This is a genomic window from uncultured Mailhella sp., from assembly GCF_944324575.1.
In the GTDB taxonomy this organism is placed as follows: Bacteria; Desulfobacterota; Desulfovibrionia; order Desulfovibrionales; family Desulfovibrionaceae; genus Mailhella.
This window is the reverse complement of record NZ_CALUWV010000092.1, coordinates 1-8,363: the sequence shown is the minus strand read 5'-3', so window position 1 is coordinate 8,363 and position 8,363 is coordinate 1. Positions and strand designations below refer to the sequence as shown.

Sequence of the window (8,363 nt, the reverse complement as noted above, 5' to 3'; positions counted from 1 at the left end):
CTATTCCAGGCTGTTCGGCATGAGCATGCTCTGGAAATCCCTTCTGCCCGACGGAGAATGGCGCGTGGCAAAAACCGCAATGGAAGAATCAAGCGAACTGCTCGGCTATGCCCTTATGCTTGCTTCAGTCCTGCTGCTGCGCTTCAGAAAAAACTAATTCCCCGTTCATCTGACAGATCCGTCAGGGCAGTGCGTCCATGCTGCAGAACAGGTTCCTGACCGGAAGAGTTTCACAACTCTCGAAAGTCCTCGCCGCACGCCTGTTCTTTCCCATGCAGCACGACAACAGTCTGCCGACCGTCTACGCTTCATGCATGACTCGGAGGGGGCAGCGGTCGCTGTATCCTTCTCCCCCTCTGTTCCGCCGCCTCCAGGCTTCAGAAAACAAAACAGGACATGGAGAGGATGTCCATATGCACATCCTCTCCATGTCCTGCAAAAACATTTCCCAAACGGAAAAGGTCCGAGACCGGACCCCCTTCCGCAGCGGATAACTTACGAAATAATGCTTACTTCTTGACGGCCATCAGCACGTTGGGGGACTTGAACATGGCCACGACGGTGCAACCGCGTTCAAGACGCAGACGATTCACGCCTTCCAGAGAAACCGTGGCGTTGATTTCCATGCCGCTGGGAGTCTGAATGAGCACTTCGCCGTTGACGAAGCCGCGCACAAGCTTGACGACCTTGCCGGTGAACTGATTGCGGCAGGAAAATTCATACTCATTGTCATCGGCAACAAGCATGATTTCCGTGGCCTTGACGAGAGCGACCGCCTCCTTGCCTTCCGCAAGGGAAAGATTCTGGAAGCTGGCGTGAGAGATCTGACCGTAGATCTTCTCGCCGGATTCCAGAGTAAGTTCGACCTCGTCGCTGAGGCTTCCGGGAATAACAGCAGTGATTTTACCAGGGTAGGCATTGCGAGAGCTGGTTTTCATCATAATCTCCTGATCAAGTAAACGCTCATCAGCGCATCTCCTCACGGCCATATGATACATAAGCCCGGCACACAGGTGTGGCCCCGGCAACTGCCATACATCTTCCGTCCATGGGAGGACACTGAAAAAATCTGGCCCATCATAGCCAATAAGCCCCCGGCACGCAAGTGCGACGTCGCGCTTTTTCAAAAGTCGACATCATTCACTGTTCACTGCTGTCATGCAACAGAGCAAGGAACCCCTCCTCATCCAGAACGGCGATGCCGAGCGTTCTCGCCTTGTCCAGCTTCGATCCGGGATTCTCCCCGACAATGAGATAGTCAAGCGTCTTCGAGACCCCCGAGGCCACGTTGGCCCCGGCCGCTTCCGCCATTCTGCGATACTCGTCACGCGGACGGGAAAGCGTGCCCGTAAAAAGCACCTTGCGACCCGAAAGCGCTCCGCCCTTCTCCTCTCTTCGGCCGCCCTTCGGCCACAGGCCCATGGCTCTGAATCGCTCCAGAAGCTTTCGGTTCGACTCGGTCTCAAAAAAGGCGCGTATGCTGCCCGCCACCTCGGGACCTATGTCGGGCAGGCTCATGAGTTCCTCAACACCCGCTCTTTCCAGCTCATCCACATCGTGAAAATGTTCGGAGAGCGTGCGGGCAGTCTGTTCGCCCACCTGTCGTATGCCGAGCGCGGCGATGAAACGCGTCAGCGAGGCGTTGTGCTTTGCCTCTTCGAGTGCGTTCACAAAATTGCCCGCAGAAATCTCGCCCATGCGCTCATAGCTCAAGAGCTCCTCTTTTGTCACGGTAAAGAGATCTGCCGGGCTTTTCACCCGCCCGGATTCTATGAGAGCCTCCACCCACTTCGCACCCACGCCGTCCACGTCGAGTCCGGCCTTGGAAACGAAATGCACGATGCTGCGCATGATGACCGCAGGACAGGCCATGTTCAGGCAGCGCCAGGCAGCCTCTCCCTCCAGACGTCTGGCCGGAGAGCCGCATACCGGACACACGTGAGGAAAAACAAAAGGTTCAAGACCTTCGGGGCGCTTTTCGAGCACCGGACCTAAGACGTCGGGAATGACGTCCCCGGCACGCTGAATGATGACCATGTCGTTCTCGCGCAGGTCGAGACGACGAATTTCGTCTTCATTGTGCAGCGTGGCCCGGCTGACGACAACGCCGCCGAGGCTTACGGGGTCAAGTTCCGCCACCGGGGTGAGCACGCCCGTCCGCCCCACCTGTATGGCTATCTTTCTGAGCCTTGTTTCCGCCTTGCGAGAGGTGAACTTCCACGCCACGGCAAAACGCGGAGCCCTTGCCGTAAAGCCGAGCGCGGCCTGAGCCTCCCTGTCGTCCAGCTTGTAGACCACGCCGTCTATTTCAAAAGGCAGATCGTCGCGTACGGTTTCCAGATGTTCATAATACTTCTGCGCCTCATCCACGCTGCGGCAGAGACGTCCTTCCGGCGGGGTGTCGAAGCCCCAGGCTTTCAACGACGCCATGAGTGAGGAATGCGTGTCCCAGTCCTTCATGCCCGGCGCGTCCACTTCGCCGAGGCTGTAGGCCAGAAAGCGCAGCTTTCGACTTGCCGTGACGTTGGTGTCGAGCTGCCGCAGGGACCCCGCCGCAGCATTGCGGGGATTGGCAAAGCGCTTCTGTCCGAGCTCGGTCTGACGCCTGTTCAGCTCCTCGAATTCTCTGCGGAACATGAGCACTTCGCCGCGAATTTCTATGCGCCTGGGAAAAGGCCCGTTGCCCTGAAGTCTGAGCGGCAGATTGCGTACCGTACGCATGGCTTCGGTCACCACTTCGCCCACTTCACCGTCACCCCGGGTGAGAGCCTGCACCATCACGCCGTTCTCGTAGGCAAGCTCACAGGCCAGTCCGTCCAGCTTGGGGTCGCCCCACCATGAGGAGATGACGTCCGGCCCTGCCTCGGGCAGTGCCCGGGCGGCCTTCTGAACAAAGCCCTCCCATTCCTCAACGGAAAACACGTTGTCCAGTCCATACATTCTTTCCCGGTGCGGACGGGTTTCCAGATACGGCAGCACGGCGCCGCCCACACGACGAGTCGGAGAGTCCAGCGTCCTGAGGTCGGGAAAGCGTTCCTCCAGATCCACGAGTTCACGATAGGGCGCGTCGTAGGCCTCATCCGTAATTTCGGGAGCGTCAAGCTGATGGTAGAGCCGGTTGTGACGCTCGATCTCGCGACGAAGCCGTGCCGCCCGGTCTGCGGCGCGATCATGCTCGTTCCGCGCGGAACCGTCGAATAACGAAAGCTGCTCCATGTATTCCTCGTGTCTGTAAAAATTGAAAAAACAACGACGTTCTTCTGGCGGCATACTGCCACGAGGCCGTCTCAAGAGCAAGCGCCCCTTGCACGCCTTGCCGCCGCCTCGTATAGTCAGCCCGTCCGACAGACCAATCCTCCGCTCGCTGTCGGACAAGTTCAGAATGTCAGGATTTTCCCCCGCGAAAAAGCGCGGTATCCATGCCTGCGCGCAGAGCTCTGCCGCGTACGCCATGGAGGCTCCTTTTTCTCACCTGACAAAACGCTCAAAGGAGTCATCATGTACGCCCTTCGCATGGAAAGCACCGACCCCGCCTTCAATCTTGCCCTGGAAGAAACCCTCTTCAACACGCTTTCCCCCGAAAATCCCGGCATCTTTCTTATCTGGCGCAACGAACCGTCCGTCATCATAGGCTGCCACCAGAACACCGCCGAGGAAGTCAACGCCACCTACTGCCGGGAGCACGGCATACACGTAGTCCGTCGCCCCACAGGCGGAGGCGCCGTCTATCACGATCTCGGCAACGTCAATTTTTCCTTCCTCGTCTGGGTGGAAAAAAACCGCCTTTCCGGTTTCGAGGAGTTCATGCGTCCCATGGTGGCAGCCCTGCGCGACCTCGGCATAAACGCCGAGTACACAAGCCGCAACGACATCACCGTAGACGGGCGCAAGGTGGCTGGCACGGCACAGCGACGCTCAGGCCAGCGCATGCTTCACCACGGCTGCGTGCTGGTGGACGTAGACACCTCGGCTCTTGCCGGAGCTCTTGCCGTGGACCCGGAAAAGTTCCGCTCCAAGGGCGTGGCCTCGCACAGAGCCAGAGTGGCCAATCTTCGCGAGTTTCTGCCGGACGGCCTGTCCCGTGAAGAATACATGAACATGGTCATCAGCGCCATGACGCGCCGCTGTGCGCAGGAAGAACGGTTTCTTGCCCCGCATCTTCGGGAAAAGGCCGAGGAACTCGCCGCTTCCCGCTATCGGAGCTGGGAATGGAACTGGGGCCAGTCCCCCCGCTTCACGGAAAAACGGCGTCACCGTTTTTCCTGGGGACGGCTGGAATGCCTGCTCGAGGTCAGAAACGGCGTCATTGCAAGCTGCCGACTGTTCGGCGACTTCTTTTCCCCGCGCGACATCAGGGAACTGGAATCAGCGCTTGCCGGACTTCGCGCCGACTCCGCCTCGCTCAGGCAGGCGCTCTCCGATGTTCCCGTGGAAAGCTGGTTTTCCGGCGCCGAACGCGAGCCGCTGCTCGCCTTTCTCTGCGGCGAAGAACTCCCGCAGGATTAACGGCAGACAAAAAGGCCGCGCGGCCTTCTCCGGAGCCTCGCGTTTCCGGACTGCATAAGCCGACGCTCCGCAAGGTAAGCGCATGAAAAAGCGCTGTGCTTCTTGTGGAAGCACAGCGCTTTTTCATGCCTCGGACCGACACCTGCGGCATCCTGTAGGCCTGCCGGGCATCCATGAAGGCACGCGGCAGACGCAGGAGTGCGGAACACGGAAAACGAACGTTACGACGCCTGCCCCGCTCATGCTCTGACCGGGCTTTTCGCACGGCTCGAAACGTTCTAAAGCGTTTCCTGCCGGTAGGTCGAACCGTCTTCCAGCTTCTTCCAGCTGAACACGCCGTTTTCCCAGACCATGAAGCCGTGCGCGCTGCCTTCCTTGGGAATGGACACGGAGCCTGGATTCATGGCGACGAACCCGTCATGTCTGTTGCACACGGGAACATGGGTATGCCCATAAAGCAGAATGCTGCCCCGGGGAAAAGGCGGAGGCGTCTTTTCATTATAATGATGTCCGTGCGTGGCATAGATGTCCGCATTGTCGAGAGAAATGAGCGCGTAGTCGGCCATGATGGGAAACTCGAGCACCATCTGATCCACTTCCCCGTCGCAGTTGCCGCGTACGCAAAGAAGTCTGTCGCGCACGGCATTGAGCATGGCCATGACCTTTTTGGGCGCATATTCCTCAGGCAGGTCGTTTCGGGGGCCGTGGTAGAGAATGTCGCCGAGAATGAGCAGCCGGTCTGCGCCTTCACGCTCAAAACATTCCAGAAGCCTGCCGCACCAGCGGGCGGAGCCGTGAATGTCGGAAGCTATCATCAGTTTCTTCATGCTGTCTCCTTTGCGCCGACCATGCCAGAGACAAAAGAAAAAATCGAGTCCCGGTTTTCCCCTTCCGGGCGAAGGCCCGACAGCATCTTGCAACGCCCTTTCCCTTCGCTCCCGCAGCGTTTCGCCGCTTGTCGCTGTTTTTTGACAAAAAAATTTTTTTCACTTACCCAAAAGTGTCCAAGTTTGTCAAGTATTATAAATAAATCAAATTATATCAAGATGTTGTAAATATACGCCGGTTTTCATCATCCGACACAACTCGTTTATTGACGGTGCATACTCCGTCTTCTCGTGTTCATCCCGGACTTTTTTGAAGGCCGCCCCTCTCCATCCACTTTCCGAAAGATCCCGCGCTCAGATTTAAAATTCATCAACAACACTTTGGAATTATAACAAAAGCTGTCAATTTCGACTATTGACTCATTTATCACGTCCGCTGCCTCCGCTTCCGAAAAAATCCTGATAAAGCAGGCAATCTCACGTGAATTTTATATCTTTGCCTCTTCTCATCCCCTGAGACATATTATATGAAAAAGGCTAAATCAGGGGGAGAAGACATTGCGTAACGTAACATATATCCTGACTGGTGCTCTGTTGGTTCTTGCCGTGGGAGGGTATCTGCTGCCGGAAAAATCCGAGCCTCTTCCCAATAGAATCCTTATGAACAACACGGCCGGACGCGTCGTCTTCGACCATGCGTCACACGCGGACAAGCTCGGCATAGACTGCCAGGTGTGTCATCATGACGCGCTTGCGGCCGGACAGGCGGGGCAGAACTGCCGGACCTGCCACGGGCTGGAATTCGACGCCTCCTTCAAGGGGCATTCCGTCTCACTGGATCCTGCCACCTGCGCAACGTGCCATCATATGATACTCTCCCACAAGAAGTGGGGACACTCCAGGCACACCAGGGATCTGAACATCGACTGTCAGGCCTGTCATCATGGTCCGCAGATAGAGGCTACGCCTCAGAACTGCGCGAACTGCCATGACCGCAAGACGGACATGGGCCCCATTCTCTCTCTGAAAAACGCCGTGCATACGCGCTGCGCCAGCTGCCATGAAGAAGCCTTTGCCGAAGGCGACATGACCTCATGCTCAAGCTGCCACACGGCCACGGCCTCGCGCGACGTGCAGAAACAGGGCAGGCTCCCCAAGAGCGCGCTCGTCCCCTGTTCGACCTGCCATGACACGGAACCTTCAAGACTCGTTCCCGGCGTCATGGCGGCCTATCACGGTTTGTGCATAAGCTGCCATGAAAAGCAGGGCGGTCCTGTGGACAACTGCGCGCAATGCCATACGAAATAGCGACGGGGAACAGCCATGAAGCAATATTTCCGCATGATCAAGGACCCTCGGTTCCGTCTTGTCTACAACGAGCACAGGCCCTTCGGCACAGGTCCCGCCCCCAAAAGAATACGCCTCAATCGTGAAGGCTTTTCCATGGTCGCGGGAGTCAAGAAGAAAACCATGGTGTATCCCGGCATGCTTCTTGCCGAACACCCGAGTCTGGAAAAAGGGGACCTGCATTCTCCCATTTACGGCATGATCACCGAAGTCAACGCCCGCAGCGTGTTCGTGGACGCCGTGGATCCTTCCCAGGCCGAGCCGGGCGTCTTTCCCGATCTGCCTGCCCCCGTGGATCTTCTCAAAAGCGGCCAGGAAGGCGAAGAGCTGGTGCACACGGTCAAGAAGATGGGCGTGAACACCCGCTCTCTGGGATGCCGGACGAAAACGCTCATCGTCAACGCGCTCAACCCCGAGCCGGGCGTGCGCTGGGCGGAACCCATGCTCACCGAAAGCGCCGACGAAATCCGCACGGGTCTCGAGCTGCAACGCAGGATGCACCGTGCCGAAGAAATCATGCTGGCCGTTCCCACCGGATGTTCTGCCCGCTTTGCCGGCATAAAGACCGTGGAAGTCGACCCCACCTATCCCAACAGCGTGAACGAGCTGCTCATCAAGGAAGTCACTGGAGAAGAAGCCCCGCCGGACGTTGCGGCGGTAGGACTGCACAACGTGTGGAGTCTCGGGCGCACGGGCACGACGGGACTTCCCCTCATGGAGACGGTGATCACCATAGGAACGGCCACGGAATGGGCCAACTACATCGTCAAGAACGGCAGCCTTGTGGGCGAGCTTCTGGAGTTCACCAACATTTCCCTGAAAAGCGGCGACACCATTCTGCGCGGCGGCCCGCTTTGCGGCGAAAGCCTCGACAGGCTCGACCGGAGCATCACCAAGGGCGCCTACGGATTCTTCGTGGTCAACGCCGGGGAAGTGCCCCCCATCGAAGGCGACAGCCCCTGCATCAACTGCGGCGCATGCATCCAGATATGTCCCACGCGCATCGATCCGCGCATGCTCAGCCGCTACGCGGAATTCGGCAAATACAACATGTCCCGGAAGGAAAACTTCCGGCTCTGCATCGACTGCGGGCTCTGCGGCTACGTGTGCATCGCGCGACGCCCCGTGCTCCAGTACATACGCCTTGCCGTCAAGAGGCTCGAGGAAGAGGAGCGTCTCGCGCGACTCACTCCCGTAGAGCCGGTCGGCAAAGGGTAGGCACGGCCCCGTCGTACATCCACGCATACCGCGAGCACATCAGAGAGAACAGACATGAGCAATTCCAACAACGACATTCTCCTTGCCATCAGCACGCCCCCGTTCTGGCACTGCGGGCGCACCATACGCAAAAACAGCATTCACACGCTTCTTGCCCTCACTCCGGCCGTCATTCTGAGTCTGATTCAGTGGGGCATGCCTGCGGCTCGCGTCATGGCTCTTGCCGTGGTGACCGCCATCGTGACCGAAGCCGTCTGCCAGATCCTCATGAAGCAGAAGCTCAGCCAGGACAACGGCACCGCCGCCATCACCGGTCTTCTTCTGGCCTTTCTGCTTCCGGCATCCGCCCCGTGGTGGCTCGTCATCATAGCTTCGGTCTGCGCCATGGGCATAGGCCGCATGGCCTTCGGCGGCTACGGAGCCAATCAGGTCAACGCCACGCTTGTGGGCTGGGCGCTGGTGTTC

7 protein-coding genes are annotated in these 8,363 nt (G+C 58.2%); 4 read left to right on the top strand and 3 right to left on the bottom strand.

The window, feature by feature from the left end:
• Positions 1-509: 509 nt before the first annotated feature.
• Together Q0J81_RS09265 and ligA are read right to left on the bottom strand one after the other, a co-directional pair.
• The gene (locus Q0J81_RS09265) at positions 510-938 is read right to left on the bottom strand and encodes a TOBE domain-containing protein (protein WP_294447383.1); all 429 of its coding nucleotides are present in this window, start codon (positions 936-938) and stop codon (positions 510-512) included.
• Positions 939-1,140: 202 nt separating this feature from the next.
• Entirely contained in the window at positions 1,141-3,216 is a 2,076-nt protein-coding gene (gene ligA, locus Q0J81_RS09260) for an NAD-dependent DNA ligase LigA (RefSeq protein WP_294447382.1), read from the bottom strand.
• 282 nt (positions 3,217-3,498) lie between these two features.
• Between ligA and Q0J81_RS09255 the strand changes: the two genes are divergently transcribed.
• Positions 3,499-4,506 carry a lipoate--protein ligase gene (locus Q0J81_RS09255; RefSeq protein ID WP_294447381.1) on the top strand — a complete coding sequence of 336 codons (1,008 nt, stop codon included), beginning with the start codon at positions 3,499-3,501 and terminating at the stop codon, positions 4,504-4,506.
• A gap of 278 nt (positions 4,507-4,784) precedes the next feature.
• Here Q0J81_RS09255 and yfcE read toward each other — a convergent pair whose 3' ends face one another.
• A complete protein-coding gene (yfcE, locus tag Q0J81_RS09250) occupies positions 4,785-5,333 on the bottom strand; it encodes a phosphodiesterase (RefSeq protein WP_294447380.1) in 549 nt (182 codons plus the stop codon).
• A gap of 660 nt (positions 5,334-5,993) precedes the next feature.
• On the opposite strand from yfcE, the gene Q0J81_RS09245 reads away from it, so the two are divergent.
• The 3 genes from Q0J81_RS09245 to Q0J81_RS09235 form a co-directional block, all read left to right on the top strand.
• Positions 5,994-6,641, top strand: coding sequence for a cytochrome c3 family protein (locus Q0J81_RS09245; protein WP_294447378.1), 648 nt, complete (start codon positions 5,994-5,996; stop codon positions 6,639-6,641).
• A gap of 15 nt (positions 6,642-6,656) precedes the next feature.
• On the top strand, positions 6,657-7,898 hold the full coding sequence (locus tag Q0J81_RS09240; RefSeq protein WP_294447376.1) for a 4Fe-4S dicluster domain-containing protein: 1,242 nt from the start codon (positions 6,657-6,659) through the stop codon (positions 7,896-7,898).
• A 54-nt stretch (positions 7,899-7,952) separates the two neighbouring features.
• On the top strand, positions 7,953-8,363 hold a 411-nt coding region (locus tag Q0J81_RS09235), incomplete at its 3' end, for an RnfABCDGE type electron transport complex subunit D (protein ID WP_294447372.1).

What these genes read in the sequence shown, in the direction of transcription:
- yfcE (WP_294447380.1), bottom strand. Translation starts at nt 5,333, where the DNA reads ATGAAGAAACTGATGATAGCTTCCGACATTCACGGCTCCGCCCGCTGG.
- Q0J81_RS09240 (WP_294447376.1), top strand. Translation starts at nt 6,657, where the DNA reads ATGAAGCAATATTTCCGCATGATCAAGGACCCTCGGTTCCGTCTTGTC.
- Q0J81_RS09245 (WP_294447378.1), top strand. Translation starts at nt 5,994, where the DNA reads ATGAACAACACGGCCGGACGCGTCGTCTTCGACCATGCGTCACACGCG.
- Q0J81_RS09255 (WP_294447381.1), top strand. Translation starts at nt 3,499, where the DNA reads ATGTACGCCCTTCGCATGGAAAGCACCGACCCCGCCTTCAATCTTGCC.
- Q0J81_RS09265 (WP_294447383.1), bottom strand. Translation starts at nt 938, where the DNA reads ATGAAAACCAGCTCTCGCAATGCCTACCCTGGTAAAATCACTGCTGTT.
- ligA (WP_294447382.1), bottom strand. Translation starts at nt 3,216, where the DNA reads ATGGAGCAGCTTTCGTTATTCGACGGTTCCGCGCGGAACGAGCATGAT.